Raw genomic sequence first — 13,242 nt, 5'->3', positions numbered from 1 at the left:
GCGTTTATAATCGATCATAGAAGTGAGTACAGTCTATTGACCGTATTCACTTTTTTCTTTGTAAAGCGTTAAAATGATGATTAACAGCATGTAGCGGCGTCATCACGAACAAGGGGGTAATCCAATGAATGTTATCATTAGACAAGAAAAACTTGAAGACATTAACGAAGTCTACGATGTCGTTCAAAAAGCATTTGAAGATGCTTACTATTCAGACCACGATGAGCATCATTTGGTAAAAAGGCTTAGAAATTCGGCGAGCTATGTTCCGGAATTGTCCCTTGTAGCCGAATGCAGGAACAGAATCGTGGGTCATATTCTTTTTACGGAAATAAAAGTGGGGAATCATACGCTGATTGCCCTTGCACCTGTTGCTGTATTACCAGAAATGCAAAGCAAGGGCATTGGGAAGTTGCTGATTATGGAAGGCCACAAAATCGCTGCACAGCGTGGTTATAAGGGTTCTGTCGTTATGGGTCATGACAAATATTATCCGAAATTTGGCTATAAGAAAGCCAGTTCATATGGCATTAAAGCGCCATTCGACGTTTCTGACGATCATTTCATGGCTGTTGAGCTTATTGAGGGTGGTCTTACCGATGTCCATGGCGTTGTAGAATATGCAAAGGAATTTTTCGAAAATTAGAAATATGATGTAAGATATTTTGGCAGGAACTTTAGCCAATCTGCGTTGGTCTTAGAGTGAAAAATAAAACCGTTAAGCCGATCATCTGCGATGGCTTAGCGGTTTTATAGCGTTAATTTGTTGGCGCACCCTAATACAATACTCTCCACAGGTAAAAGGTGGCGTATGACTCCCAGCCCGACCAGCCTGCGGACATCTGCCGGATTTCCGCCTTGGACGGCTTGCTGTCCCTTCCCAAAATATGCTTCATGGCGTTGTGCAGCCCGACATCGTCGATCGGAAACGCCGACGGAAACCGCAGGCACCGCATGGATACGTAGTTCGCCGTCCAAGGCCCGATCCCCCGGATGCTCGTCAGCATCTTTTCTGCCGCCTGATGGCTTCCGGTTTGCAGCAGCCCTAGCTTATTGAGCTCACCAGAGGCGATTCGCTGTGCGGTATCGATGAGGTATTCGCATTTTTTGACGGTCATCCGCAGCACGGCAAGATCTTCAACCGAACATGCCGCGATTTTATCCGGTGTCGGATACATCCAGTACGTTTCTCCCTCGCAATCCACACTTCTTCCGAAGTTCTCCACCAGGCGTCTTTTGAGCGTATAGGCATAGGTCAGGTTGATTTGCTGCCCAAGGATTCCCCAGGTGACGGCCTCGAACAAGTCGGGAATGCCGACGGTCCGCAAGCCTCGGAAGGACTGCACGGGACCTTTCAAAAGGGGATCGGATTCGGCCAAACGATAGAAGGGGACGATATCCCGCTCCAAATCGAACCACTCCCGCACATAACGGGCTACCTCGGCGCGTACCCATTTGCGGGAAGGGGCCGTATCGCCAAGAAAACGGACCACCAGCTCCCGGCAGTCTCCGGCACGGATTTCGATCACCGGTGTCTCGTCTGCGACGGAAAGCGCTTTGTAAATCCGGTTGTTGTCGATCCGGTGCAGACATTCATTGGAGGAGCGCAGCAAATATTTTACGTTTTCCTCGAAATTGAATTCGGCAGGGATGAAGAGCTTGATCTCGTGCTTATGGTCCTCCCAGGAGCCGCGGGGAAGGGTAGAGCAGCAATTTCTGCATGGCCGGTACCCTGCAAGCTCGGCTTCTTCCCGGGTATGGAAGCGAATTGTATTTTCAGGTTTAGGACGACCGCTGCACCACGGGGTGCAATAAATGTTCATTGTGGTGACGCCCGTAAAATAAGGCGCATCCCAGACCGAATGCATCGTCTCTTGTCGGCATGTTGTAGACATAAGAGGTCCTCCTTTTGCATCTTGCTTACCTTACCAGTGTATACCGAAACCTGGACGCTTTCATTTCGTTATCTTGCTTTTACATTCCCAAGTTCATCCCAAGCGATCCAAAGAAGGGTATACTGGGGATGGAGGTGAGGCAGATGAAGGATCACAGGAATGACCGGGATATAGACCAAACCGAGATGAAGCGCCGGACGAAAGAGGATATTCCGGAGGAAAAGTGGCGGGCGATTGTCTCCAACGATGCGGATTATGATTTCCGTTTCTTTTACGGGGTCAGCACGACAGGGATTTTTTGCCGGCCTTCCTGCAAATCCAGACCGCCTAACAAGGAGAACGTACGGATCTTTCAACATGCGGAAGAGGCGCTGGCGGCCCGCTTCCGGCCGTGCAAACGGTGCAAGCCGACCGGCGAGAAGCTGCCCGATCAGGAATGGGTGAACCAAATCACCGATTATATCGACCGTCATTTTCGGGATAAGCTGTCTTTGGAACATCTGGCTGATGTCTGTCACGGAAGTCCTTTTCATCTGCAGCGGACCTTTAAGCGGGTGCAGGGTATCAGTCCGGTTGAATATATCCAGCGCAAAAGGATACAGGAAGCGAAACACCTGCTGGCCCACACGGACCAATCCATCACGGAGATTGCCGCGGAAGTCGGGAATGCGAATGTCCCGTATTTTATTACGCTGTTCAAAAAAATGACGGGTCAAACGCCGCTGGAATTCCGGCAAATATGGCAGCACGGCGCTGCCCAGGAGGTGCAAACATATGAATATGAACATGATCACAGCAAGCAAAACTGACCTGGTAACCCTGTACTGGGACAGGCTCGACGGAGACGGCTGGAGCCTTTATGCAGCCGCTACGGCCCAAGGGCTTGGTTATGTCGGTTCCCACGACGGTTCGTTTGATGAACTTGAGGCCTGGGCGGCACAGCGTTATCCGAACCATCAATGGGTTCGGGATGAAGTGACAATGCTTCCTTACATTACGGAGATCGCTGAATATCTTCAGGGAACAAGAGAAGCATTTACGATTCCAATGGACGACCGGGGAACCCCGTTCCAGCGGGAGGTATGGCGGGCACTCTGCTCCATTCCTTATGGGCAGACCACAACCTATTCCGAGATCGCTCACCAGATCGGACGCCCGGCTGCGGTGCGGGCCGTTGGCGCGGCGATTGGAGCCAATCCGGTGCTGATCATGGTGCCCTGCCACCGTGTCATCGGAAAGAGTGGGGCGCTTACGGGATACCGCGGCGGCCTAGAAATGAAAGAGCGGCTGCTTGCGCTCGAAGCTCGCCAATCCATCCCGGCTAGGGGACCGCGCCATGCCAACTAGTATCCGGGAACGGATTCAGATGGTGGATTGGGGCGCGCTCCGGAAGACGTTAGACGATCAAGGATATGCCAAGCTGCCTGCCATTCTAACTCCGGAAGAATGCGAAGAACTGATTGGAACCTACGCAAGCGAAGAACGGTTCCGCAGCACGATTTCGATGGCCCGGTATCGCTTTGGCAGCGGAGAATATAAATACTATGACCGCCCGCTGCCTGCGGCGGTCCAGCAGCTCAGGGAAAATCTGTACCCGGAGCTATCCCGGACCGCCAACCGTTGGCATGAGCAGCTCGGCATGGATGCGGGGTATCCGGCGTCCCTTGACGAATTTTTGGAAGAGTGCCACCGGCAAGGCCAGCTGCGGCCTACGCCGCTGATCCTGAAGTACGAAGCCGGGGGCTACAACTGCCTGCATCAGGATTTGTACGGCGAAGCGTATTTTCCTTTTCAGGTCGTGTTCGCCCTGAATCAAAGGCAGCAGGATTACACCGGCGGCGAGTTTCTGCTGGTAGAGCAGCGTCCGCGGGCGCAGAGCCGGGGGCATGTGATCACGCTCGAGCAGGGTGAAGGGCTGATTTTCCCGACAAACTACCGGCCGGTTCAAGGGACTAAAGGCTATTACCGAACCACGCTCCGTCATGGGGTAAGCACAGTACAGACTGGTATTCGGTATACGCTCGGTGTTATTTTTCATGATGCCACCTGAGCGTATCCCCTCCTTTTTTTGAAATGTCGCGAGCCTGTATTGACAACGCTAATCGGAAGTTACAGTATTAGGGGAGATGCAATCGCTTTCAGGGTGAGGTGGGTTTAAGGGCGGCAGGGCATCGTCCACAAACGTGTCTTATCGGCAGACCTTATGCTAACACCGCATTAGGAACGCGATTGAACTGCCCGATTCTTATGGAGTAAGAGATTTAGTGGACTTGTACCAAGGTTTCACAATACGGGCAGCAACTACAGGAAAGTGTGGGGATTGGATGCCAAATTTATCGCTGACGACGTGGAGTCTGCACCGCAATCTGGGACCGCTGCGCTGGACGCAGTGGGATGACGAGCGGAAGGAACACGTCACCCGGGTAGAAGAGCAGCCGGAGAAGCTCTCGCTGCTTGAACTGCCGGCAGTGCTGAGAGACAAGGGCTTCACCACGATGGAAATTTGCCACTTTCATTTCAAGGACACGAGCAGCAGCTATCTTCAAGAGCTTCGCGAGGCGATTCAGCAGGCGGGGATGCGTTTCTATACGCTGCTTGCCGATTACGGCGACATTACGAATCCGGATGAAACGCGCCGTGAGGCAGATATGGAGTGGCTGCAGCGCTGGATCGATATTGCGTCCGCTGCGGGGGCAGAACGGATCCGGATTATCGGCGGCGATGCCGATCCCGGCGATGCCGAAGCACTCAAACTCGCCGCCAGCCAGCTCCAGCGACTGATCGATTACGCGTCGGATAAAGGGGTTCGCATCATCACCGAGAATTTTCATGCAATGACCTCCACGGCGGACAACTGCCTGGCTCTGCTGGATGACTGCGGCAACCAGCTTGGATTGACGACGGATTTCGGCAATTTTAAGGGGCCGACCAAGCTGCAGGAATTGTCCAGAACGATTGCCAGAAGCGAATCCATCCACGCCAAAGCGCAGCAGGACGAACAGGGTAACCTTGACGATGCGGAATTTATTTCGTGCATGGAGCTGGTGAAAGAGCATCGGTATGAAGGACCAATTACGATCGTCTATGATGGTCCCGGGGACATGTGGGACGGCATTAATCGGGTAAGGAAGTTAGTCACTCCGTACTTAGGCTGACAGTGACGTCTCCTATGGCTGGAAGATGAACATGAACGTAATATGAAAGTTTAAAAGGCGATTTGCTTCGGGGAATTTCCCTGCGGCAGGTCGCTTTAATTTAACGTAACATTGTTATGTTCTATTTGACAGGCCATTACGGGCTAATAGGTTTTTTGGGCACGGTTTGTCGTTTTGTCGATAAAAAGCGCCCTTGTTGCGCAATGTGTCGAAGGGAAGGAGGAGGGGAATTCGCCAATAAACTATCATTTTTATAAAAAACTGCTTGTTTATTCCCATCGTTACATCTTTTCGAAACAATGTTACGCTTGATAAGCGGACAAATCCGGATGATTCAGCCAGCTTGGCGATGTCATGCCCGCACATATGATGAAAATAAAGGGCGGAAGAGCTTCTTTGGTCAGAATTTTGAAAATGGCTCCATTCGGAAACGATTCGAGCATGCTGTAAAGTGGGAGACTTCACTTCAGCATATAAAAAGCTGCGCATTTCAGAAGAAGGGAACGATTCCCTTTCTGTAATGCGCAGCTTTTATTGAATATGGCGTTATCTGGCCAACCATCCTCCGTCGACGCAGAGGACGTGGCCGTTGACATAATCGGATGCCTGGGAAGCGAGGAAGACAACCGGACCCTTCAAATCTTCCGGCGTGCCCCAGCGGCCTGCCGGAATCCGGTCCGTAATCGATTGCAGACGCTGTTCGTCCGAGCGGATTTGCGCCGTATTGTTCGTCTCCATGTACCCGGGGGCAATGGCATTGATCTGGACGCCTTTGCCAGCCCACTCGTTGGCAAGCGCTTTGGTGATCCCGGCAACCGCATGCTTCGCCGCCGTATATCCTGGCACATTAATGCCTCCTTGAAAAGTAAGCATGGACGCAATATTGATGATTTTGCCGCTGCCGCGCTCGAGCATGTGGCGTCCGGCGAGCTGGCTTAGGAAGAACACGGTGTTCAGATTCAAATTGATCACGTCGTTCCAATCCTGGCGCGCATGATCCGCTGCCGGCGTACGGCGGATGATACCGGCATTGTTCACCAAAATATCGATGCCGCCATAGAAGGAAAGCGCCTGCGCAAACACTTGATCCAAGGCGTCCGTGTCGCTTAAGTCGGCGGAAATTTGTTCCGCCTTCCCACCAAGCTTGCGGATCTCCTCGACCGTCCGGTCACTGTTCGTCGAGGAGATGCATACGACCGAGGCTCCGGCTTCCGCCAGGCCAACGGCCATGCCTTGTCCCAGGCCGCCGGAGGTGCCGGTGACCAGGGCGATTTTACCCGTCAAATCAAACATCGAATATCAGTCCTTTGCATGGGATAGGTTGGATGCTTCACTGCGCATTCGCCACTTCGAGACGGGCGCCCGCTTGGCGAACGGCTTCAGCGAATTCAGGGCTGCACCCTGAGTCGGTAAGGATCGCTTCGACTTCGTTCAGCTTCGCAAACGTCAGCAGGGCGCTTTGTCCGAATTTGTGATGGTCCACCACAGCGTAACAGGTACGCGCGGTCTCGAGGAGCGCCCGTTTGATGTCCAGAAGCTCTCCGGTGTAGATCGTCAGCCCGTCTTCGGGATGCAGGCCCGTTGCCGACAAAAACGCCTTGTGAATATTCAGCCGCCGAACATAGGTGACCGCTTCCGGCCCCGCCAGCATGTTCCGCACGCGGTAACCTCCGGGAACGACAAGCCGGATGGCGTCCTTGCGGGCAAGCTCCGAAATGATGTGGACATCGTTGGTGACGACGGTCAGGGGCTGGTTGTCCAGCGCCTTGGCGATTTCAAGCGTTGTGCTGCCGCCGTCCAGGGCGATGACGTCATTCGGTTCGATGCGCGATAGGGCAAGGCGGGCGATATCCGCCTTCTCCGCAGCGTGGCGCGCCAGCGGTTCCTTGGTGGACAAAATGCCGAGCTGGTCGCTTTGCGCCAGAATCGCTCCGCCATGCACCCGCTGAAGCAGACCTTTGTCCTCCAGCTTGGCCAGATCCTCGCGGATCGTCTTGCCGGTGACGTTCAGCCGTTCGCTCAGTTCGGCAACCGTCACCTCCTGTTTGGCCAGGAGCAGTTCCATAATGTTTTCGTAGCGGCGTAAAGGGTTCATTGGTTATTCATCCATTCGTTCGAGTTTTATCTTATTTTAATTCATCCATGCCGACAGGGTCCATATCCTCAAAGATTTGGTTCTCGCCGGCCATGCCCCAAATGAAGGTATAGCTGTTTGTTCCAACGCCGCTGTGGATGGACCAGCTTGGGGAAATAACACCTTGTTCGTTGCGGACGACGAGGTGGCGGGTTTCCTGCGGCTCACCCATAAAGTGGAAGACGTTGCCGTCTTCCGGCATGTCGAAATAGAAGTAAACCTCGGAACGGCGGTTATGCGTATGGCACGGCATCGTGTTCCACATGCTGCCCGGCTTCAAGAGCGTCATGCCCATGACGAGCTGGCAGCTTTGGATTCCGCCGGTATGGATATAACGGTAGATGGTGCGCTCATTGGAATTGCTCAAGCTGCCCAGGTTGTTCGGCGAAGCTTCGCTGATAGCCGCCTTAACCGTCGGATAAGCTTTGTGGGCAGGTGTGGAGTTCAGGTAATATTTAGCCGGATTGGCTTTGTCGCTGCTGCTGAACACCACTTCCTTGGCACCGAGTCCCACGTAGAGGCAGTCCTTCGAATCGATGGAATAGTCCGTGCCGTCGACGCTGATTGTACCCGGTCCTCCGACATTGATGATACCGATCTCGCGGCGCTCCAGGAACGTATCGGCACCCATCGTTTTCGGGTCGGCTTCGAGCTTGACGCTCTGATTTACCGGAACCGCGCCGCCGACGATGAAACGATCGACATGCGTGTAATAGAGCGTGAGCTGATCCGCTACAAACATCGACTCGATCAAAAATTCCTGGCGCAGGCGAGCCGTATCAAACGCTTTCACTTCTTGGGGATGGGATGCGTATCTAATTTCCATGTTCGTACCTCCATAGGTTCATAATGGTTTATATCAGTTCTATAATGTTCATTATAGTTCATCCACTTAGGATTTCAAGCATAATTTAAAGCGGATACATTTCCACAATTGACCAGCAATTCAGCGATCTGTTATGTTGAACTTGGAATGCAGATCTCTTAAATCGAGCGTTATATAAGTTGAACTAAAGAATACAGAGTGTACCAATAAACCATTTCGATGTTTCGACTTATATCACTCGTACAACGATGGAGGTGAAGATATGCCTGAAACGATCAACATCCGGCCGGCGGAGGCTGCGGATCTCCCGTTTCTGTGGGAAATGCTGTTCGCTTCCATGTACACGCCGGAAGGGGAGCCACCATTGTCCCGCGATATCCTTGCACGCCCTGAAATATCGAAGTACTTGGACGATTGGGGAAAGGAAGGCGACATGGCCTTCATTGCCGTCTCCAGCGAAGGGGAGCGGCTGGGATCGGTCACGCTCCGATTGTTTGATCCGGAATATCCCGGATACGGATATGTGGACGAGAATACGCCGGAGCTGGGCATGGCCATCCTGCCGGAACACCGCGGCAAGGGGATTGGAACCCTGCTCATGCAGCGGGCGTTCGAGGAGCTGCACGCCGCAGGGATACCGTCCGTATCCTTAAGCGTGGACCCCAGAAATCGTGCGATGAAGCTGTACGAACGATTCGGGTTCACGGAAGTCGGCATGTCGGGAACATCGGTCACGATGAAAGCACAGGTTCACCGTTCGGGCATACAGGGAGCCGAGGAACCAATACATAAATCGAAAGCGGGGAATAAGAACATGAGCCAAAGTGCCAAGAGGCTGGACAAAGAAATAACGAAGCGGGTCAAACTGGACTATCTGCTGCATCTGCCTGAAGCTTATGAAAGTGAGCCTGAGAAAAAATGGCCGCTGATCCTCTTCCTTCACGGTTCGGGGGAGCGCGGGAGCGATGTGGAGCTGGTCAAAGTGCATGGCATTCCGAAGTTAGCCGATCAGGATCCGCAGTTTCCGTTCATCGCCGTCTCGCCTCAATGCCCGGAAGACTCGTTCTGGGCGATGGAGGAAGACGCTTTAATGGCTCTCCTGGAGGAAGTGGAAGATACCTATCGCGTGGATCCAAAGCGCATTTATTTAACGGGATTAAGTATGGGCGGTTACGGTGCATGGCAGCTGGCTGCGATGTATCCAGATAAATGGGCGGCTGTCGTCCCGATTTGCGGAGGAATGGAACCGAAATATGCCGAGCAGATCAAGGATATCCCGATTTGGGCCTTCCATGGGGCTAAGGATGATGTCGTTCCGCTGTCGGAATCCGAACAAATCGTGAAGGCGCTGGAAGAGATCGGCGGGAACGTGAAATTTACGGTGTATCCGGACGCGAATCACGACTCATGGACCGAGACTTACGCTAACAAGGTATTGTATACCTGGCTGCTCAGCCACTCATTATCTTAAAATAGCAAAGGATGGATATGACCGGTGGAGCACCGGACGTATCCATCCTTTTTTTTGTGTGCAAACATCATAATTCATTCGATATTACGTTCTGCGACCCCTTAAAATATCGTTTAACCACATCGTAAGCCAGCTTCGGCCTGCGGTACCGGTCGACGATGCCTTTGCTGTTTTGGGCACCTGCCCGGGACAACAGCCAGCCGGTCGCATCGGTGACACGGCAGTCGCAAAACTGCCAAATATACATACCGGACAGGAAGGGGCTTGATGTGTATGCTGCCAGGTTGGCTTCAATGATATCCGCCTGCCGCTCCTCGGTGCCGCGCATCCTGGCTTTGTCGCGCAAACCATAATATCCATCCCCGCCGAACTCGCTCATGATCATCGGCTTGCCGGCGCCACCGGCCTGGTCGGCCCAAGCCCGCGCCTGTTCACAGAGAGCCTTTGGATCCTCGTCCGTATACCAGCCGGGATACAGATTAAAGGAAACGATATCCGCCAAATCAAAGCAGAGCTCCCGCTCCCTGTGATGCGAAGCGAACGTCAGCGGGCGGCTGGCGTCCAGCGCTCTCAGCTGCCCTAGCTGCCGGCTGTAGTGCTCACGTCCTTCCTCGGTATCGCTGGCACATTCGTTCAGGATCGCCCATAGGATAATCGAAGGATGGTTGTAATGCTGTTCCACCATTTCGCGGTTGACTTGTTCGCACTGCCAGACGAAATTCGGATTGCGCATTTGCTCCAGGGACAAGCCTCTCGCATGATTTTCCTCCCACACCAGGAAACCTAGCTCGTCGCATAAATCCAGAAAACGTTCGTCGTTCGGATAGTGGCTCGTCCGGACAGCGTTGGCACCCATATCACGCATCAGGTCGAGATCATGCAGCATCAAAGATACGGGAAGAGCCGCTCCGGCCATCGGATGATCTTCGTGCCGGTTGAAGCCTTGAAGTACCACATCTTTGCCGTTCACCTGAAGTTTGCCGTCTCGGGTGGTCACCGTCCGGAATCCGACCCGTTCGATCAAATCATCAAGAGGCGGGCTGCCCGTATCCTTGTCTTCGTACAGCCGGACATGAAGCTGATACAGCGATGGCTCTTCCGGCGACCACGAAGAAACGTCCGGAAAGGCAAACGTCTTCTGCAGCTTTTTTTCGGCCCCTGGCGCCAAGGTGACGGTTCCAAGCGAAAAATCGATTCCTGCGAGAGTACCGGTTACCTGGACCGTTCGCTCCATGTCATTCGGATTGCTGACGACTGCGCGGACCTCGGCACTCCATTCGCCGCTTTTATATTCAGGTGTGAAATAAAGCTGCCGCACGTAAGGGCTATACAGCTCCTCAAGGACCACTGGGCGGATGATACCGCCGTATGTGTAATAGTCGTTTGGAACATGCAAGGCGGATGCTTCGCTGAAACGGTTGTCTGCTGCGACGATCAGCGTATGCTCACCCGGCCGTACATCCGGGATGACCACATCAAACGCGGTGTAGGCGTTATAATGCTGCGCAACTTTCACCCCGTCCCAGTAGATGTGGGCCGTGTGGCTTATCCCTTTAAAAATAAGCCGGACAGATGCTTCCCTCCGGATATTTACGATCGTTCGATAGGCGCCAACGCCTTGGTATGTACTGAAATCGGGATGCGTCTCCCAGCAGGATGGCACTGCCATCCGGTAGGGGAAGGACTGACTGGCCTGTGCGGACATCCCGGGTTCGTCGACGACGGTAAAATCCCAGGTGCCTTCTATAGTGCGGCTGACGCGGACTTCGTGGTTTTGAAACATCCTCTCCATTTCGATTGCTCCTCCTTGATCAATGTATGTACCTATTTCTAATCCCTTTGACATCACTTGGTTTGTGTCGAGTGCGGGCGTGGGCTGTTCGAGACTCACGCTTGGACGTGCTCAGAATCATGCTAAGCGATTTCAGTCGGGGGATCAATCGGAATAAATTGATGTAAAATGGATTTTTTTGATGTCCGGACTTTTGCAGCGCGGAAGGCTCAAGGCATAAAAACGGAATCGGCTGGAAACGCTACTTCATATCTTTGCCATCTAAAATTAACCAGCCCTTTGTACATAAAGACGAAAAGGAGAACAACAGCATGGACCAACAACAAAAGCCTATGGAGCACGGCACTTCGGTGACCGGTTCCGGCGATGCCCTTGACCGCCGCATGGCTCCGGGCGAAGACGAAATGTCTCTCACCACGCGCCAGGGCCATCCGGTGAAAAACAACCAGAACATGCGGACGGTTGGAAGCCGCGGACCGGCAACGCTGGAAAACTATCAATTTATCGAGAAAATTACGCATTTTGACCGCGAGCGCATTCCAGAGCGCGTCGTGCATGCAAGAGGAGCCGGAGCACACGGATACTTCGAGGCCTACGGCAAGGTTGGAGATGAGCCGGTATCCAAGTATACGCGGGCGAAATTATTCCAGGAAGCGGGCAAGCGAACGCCTGTCTTCGTCCGTTTCTCCTCGGTTATTCACGGCGGCCATTCCCCGGAGACGCTGCGTGATCCGCGCGGCTTTGCCGTGAAATTTTACACCGAAGACGGAAACTGGGACCTGGTCGGGAACAACCTGAAAATTTTCTTTATCCGCGACGCCATCAAGTTTCCCGATATGATCCACGCTTTCAAGCCGGATCCGGTCACGAACATCCAGGACAACGAGCGGTTTTTCGATTTTTGCTGCAACTCGCCGGAAACGATGCATATGGTTACGTTCGTTCAATCCCCCTGGGGCATCCCGGCCAACTACCGGCAGATGCAAGGGTCCGGGGTCAATACTTACAAATGGGTAAATGCCGAGGGCGAAGCGGTATTGATCAAGTACCACTGGGAGCCGAAGCAGGGCATCAAAAACTTGACCCAAGCCGAGGCGGAAGCCATTCAGGGTAAAAACTTCAACCATGCGACCCAGGACTTGTACGAAGCGATCGAGCGCGGCGATTATCCGGAGTGGGAGCTGTTCGTGCAAATTTTGAGCGATGACGACCATCCTGAGCTGGATTTCGACCCGCTGGACGATACCAAGCTGTGGCCGAAGGAGCAGATTCCTTGGCGTCCGGTCGGCCGGATGGTGCTGAACAAAAATCCAGAGAACTATTTTGCCGAGGTGGAGCAGGCGGCATTCGGTACCGGCGTGCTCGTCGACGGGATGGATTTTTCCGATGATAAAATGCTTCAGGGACGGACACTTTCGTATTCGGATACCCAGCGCTACCGCGTCGGACCAAATTACCTCCAGCTGCCGATCAACGCACCGAAGAAGCGGGTGGCCACCAATCAGCGTGACGGCCAGATGACGTATGATGTAGATATGGCGCCTGGACAGAATCCTCACATCAATTACGAACCGTCCTCGCTGAACGGTTTGAAGGAAGCCCCCCGGGAGGAAATCGACTACATGCCGCATGTGGAAGGCAAACTGATGAGGGCCAGCATTGAACGAACCAACGATTACAAGCAGGCAGGGGAGACGTACCGTGCGTTTGACGATTTTGAAAAGAACGAACTGATCAGCAATCTGGTTAATGCGCTGTCTTCCTGCAGCCCGATCATACAGGAGAAGATGATCCACCATCTGACCCAGTGTGACGAGGAATACGGCCGGCGCGTCGCCGAGGGGATCAAGCAGCATGGCACGAGCAGCCATCATGGCCCGCTGGGCGCCGCTCACACTCATGAAGCGGTGGAGGATGCCGAACGGAAGGGCCACAGCACCGACTCGTATTGACACCATCCATGCATTTA

The 13,242-nt window shown here is 53.4% G+C and carries 12 protein-coding genes; 7 read left to right on the top strand and 5 right to left on the bottom strand.

The window, feature by feature from the left end; all coding sequences use genetic code 11:
- The first annotated feature begins 124 nt into the window (after nt 1–124).
- Entirely contained in the window at nt 125–646 is a 522-nt protein-coding gene (locus K2F33_RS23325; RefSeq protein WP_212983825.1) for a GNAT family N-acetyltransferase, read from the top strand.
- Between the two features lie 130 nt (nt 647–776).
- On the opposite strand, the gene K2F33_RS23320 is transcribed toward K2F33_RS23325, so the two are convergent.
- Complete coding sequence (locus K2F33_RS23320) at nt 777–1,895, bottom strand: Ada metal-binding domain-containing protein (RefSeq protein WP_256992833.1); 1,119 nt, start codon at nt 1,893–1,895, stop codon at nt 777–779.
- Between the two features lie 185 nt (nt 1,896–2,080).
- On the opposite strand from K2F33_RS23320, the gene K2F33_RS23315 reads away from it, so the two are divergent.
- From K2F33_RS23315 to K2F33_RS23300, 4 genes are all read left to right on the top strand, one after another.
- The gene (locus K2F33_RS23315; RefSeq protein WP_263882435.1) at nt 2,081–2,704 is read left to right on the top strand and encodes a bifunctional transcriptional activator/DNA repair enzyme AdaA; all 624 of its coding nucleotides are present in this window, start codon (nt 2,081–2,083) and stop codon (nt 2,702–2,704) included.
- On the top strand, nt 2,670–3,242 hold the full coding sequence (locus tag K2F33_RS23310; RefSeq protein WP_280518755.1) for a methylated-DNA--[protein]-cysteine S-methyltransferase: 573 nt from the start codon (nt 2,670–2,672) through the stop codon (nt 3,240–3,242). Before K2F33_RS23315 ends, K2F33_RS23310 begins: the two co-directional genes overlap by 35 nt.
- Nucleotides 3,232–3,945, top strand: coding sequence for a 2OG-Fe(II) oxygenase (locus K2F33_RS23305; protein ID WP_076165345.1), 714 nt, complete (start codon nt 3,232–3,234; stop codon nt 3,943–3,945). The genes K2F33_RS23310 and K2F33_RS23305 overlap by 11 nt, the downstream gene beginning before the upstream one ends.
- A 274-nt stretch (nt 3,946–4,219) precedes the next feature.
- Entirely contained in the window at nt 4,220–5,050 is an 831-nt protein-coding gene (locus K2F33_RS23300) for a sugar phosphate isomerase/epimerase family protein (RefSeq protein WP_076165343.1), read from the top strand.
- A 546-nt stretch (nt 5,051–5,596) separates the two neighbouring features.
- Here K2F33_RS23300 and kduD read toward each other — a convergent pair.
- Genes kduD through kduI form a run of 3 tightly spaced genes read right to left on the bottom strand, consistent with a single transcriptional unit; the run spans nt 5,597 to nt 8,010 of the window.
- Entirely contained in the window at nt 5,597–6,343 is a 747-nt protein-coding gene (gene kduD, locus K2F33_RS23295; protein ID WP_076165341.1) for a 2-dehydro-3-deoxy-D-gluconate 5-dehydrogenase KduD, read from the bottom strand.
- Between the two features lie 37 nt (nt 6,344–6,380).
- Complete coding sequence (locus K2F33_RS23290) at nt 6,381–7,145, bottom strand: DeoR/GlpR family DNA-binding transcription regulator (protein ID WP_076165339.1); 765 nt, start codon at nt 7,143–7,145, stop codon at nt 6,381–6,383.
- Nucleotides 7,146–7,176: 31 nt separating this feature from the next.
- Complete coding sequence (gene kduI, locus K2F33_RS23285) at nt 7,177–8,010, bottom strand: 5-dehydro-4-deoxy-D-glucuronate isomerase (protein ID WP_076165337.1); 834 nt, start codon at nt 8,008–8,010, stop codon at nt 7,177–7,179.
- Nucleotides 8,011–8,272: 262 nt separating this feature from the next.
- Between kduI and K2F33_RS23280 the strand changes: the two genes are divergently transcribed.
- On the top strand, nt 8,273–9,481 hold the full coding sequence (locus K2F33_RS23280) for a GNAT family N-acetyltransferase (protein ID WP_263878788.1): 1,209 nt from the start codon (nt 8,273–8,275) through the stop codon (nt 9,479–9,481).
- A gap of 67 nt (nt 9,482–9,548) precedes the next feature.
- On the opposite strand, the gene K2F33_RS23275 is transcribed toward K2F33_RS23280, so the two are convergent.
- Nucleotides 9,549–11,273: a glycoside hydrolase family 2 protein gene (locus K2F33_RS23275; RefSeq protein ID WP_263878787.1), complete on the bottom strand. Its 1,725-nt coding sequence runs from the start codon at nt 11,271–11,273 to the stop codon at nt 9,549–9,551.
- A gap of 332 nt (nt 11,274–11,605) precedes the next feature.
- Between K2F33_RS23275 and K2F33_RS23270 the strand changes: the two genes are divergently transcribed.
- Entirely contained in the window at nt 11,606–13,225 is a 1,620-nt protein-coding gene (locus tag K2F33_RS23270; protein WP_412974014.1) for a catalase, read from the top strand.
- Nucleotides 13,226–13,242 lie beyond the last annotated feature (17 nt).

This window comes from Paenibacillus sp. PSB04 (genome assembly GCF_025809195.1).
In the GTDB taxonomy this organism is placed as follows: domain Bacteria; phylum Bacillota; class Bacilli; order Paenibacillales; family Paenibacillaceae; genus Paenibacillus_AQ; species Paenibacillus_AQ favisporus.
This window is presented reverse-complemented; position numbering and strand designations above follow the sequence as displayed.

Coding starts and splice junctions, on each gene's coding strand:
- K2F33_RS23325 (WP_212983825.1), top strand. CDS start 125: ATGAATGTTATCATTAGACAAGAAAAACTTGAAGACATTAACGAAGTC.
- K2F33_RS23320 (WP_256992833.1), bottom strand. CDS start 1,895: ATGTCTACAACATGCCGACAAGAGACGATGCATTCGGTCTGGGATGCG.
- K2F33_RS23315 (WP_263882435.1), top strand. CDS start 2,081: ATGAAGCGCCGGACGAAAGAGGATATTCCGGAGGAAAAGTGGCGGGCG.
- K2F33_RS23310 (WP_280518755.1), top strand. CDS start 2,670: ATGAATATGAACATGATCACAGCAAGCAAAACTGACCTGGTAACCCTG.
- K2F33_RS23305 (WP_076165345.1), top strand. CDS start 3,232: ATGCCAACTAGTATCCGGGAACGGATTCAGATGGTGGATTGGGGCGCG.
- K2F33_RS23300 (WP_076165343.1), top strand. CDS start 4,220: ATGCCAAATTTATCGCTGACGACGTGGAGTCTGCACCGCAATCTGGGA.
- kduD (WP_076165341.1), bottom strand. CDS start 6,343: ATGTTTGATTTGACGGGTAAAATCGCCCTGGTCACCGGCACCTCCGGC.
- K2F33_RS23290 (WP_076165339.1), bottom strand. CDS start 7,145: ATGAACCCTTTACGCCGCTACGAAAACATTATGGAACTGCTCCTGGCC.
- kduI (WP_076165337.1), bottom strand. CDS start 8,010: ATGGAAATTAGATACGCATCCCATCCCCAAGAAGTGAAAGCGTTTGAT.
- K2F33_RS23280 (WP_263878788.1), top strand. CDS start 8,273: ATGCCTGAAACGATCAACATCCGGCCGGCGGAGGCTGCGGATCTCCCG.
- K2F33_RS23275 (WP_263878787.1), bottom strand. CDS start 11,273: ATGGAGAGGATGTTTCAAAACCACGAAGTCCGCGTCAGCCGCACTATA.
- K2F33_RS23270 (WP_412974014.1), top strand. CDS start 11,606: ATGGAGCACGGCACTTCGGTGACCGGTTCCGGCGATGCCCTTGACCGC.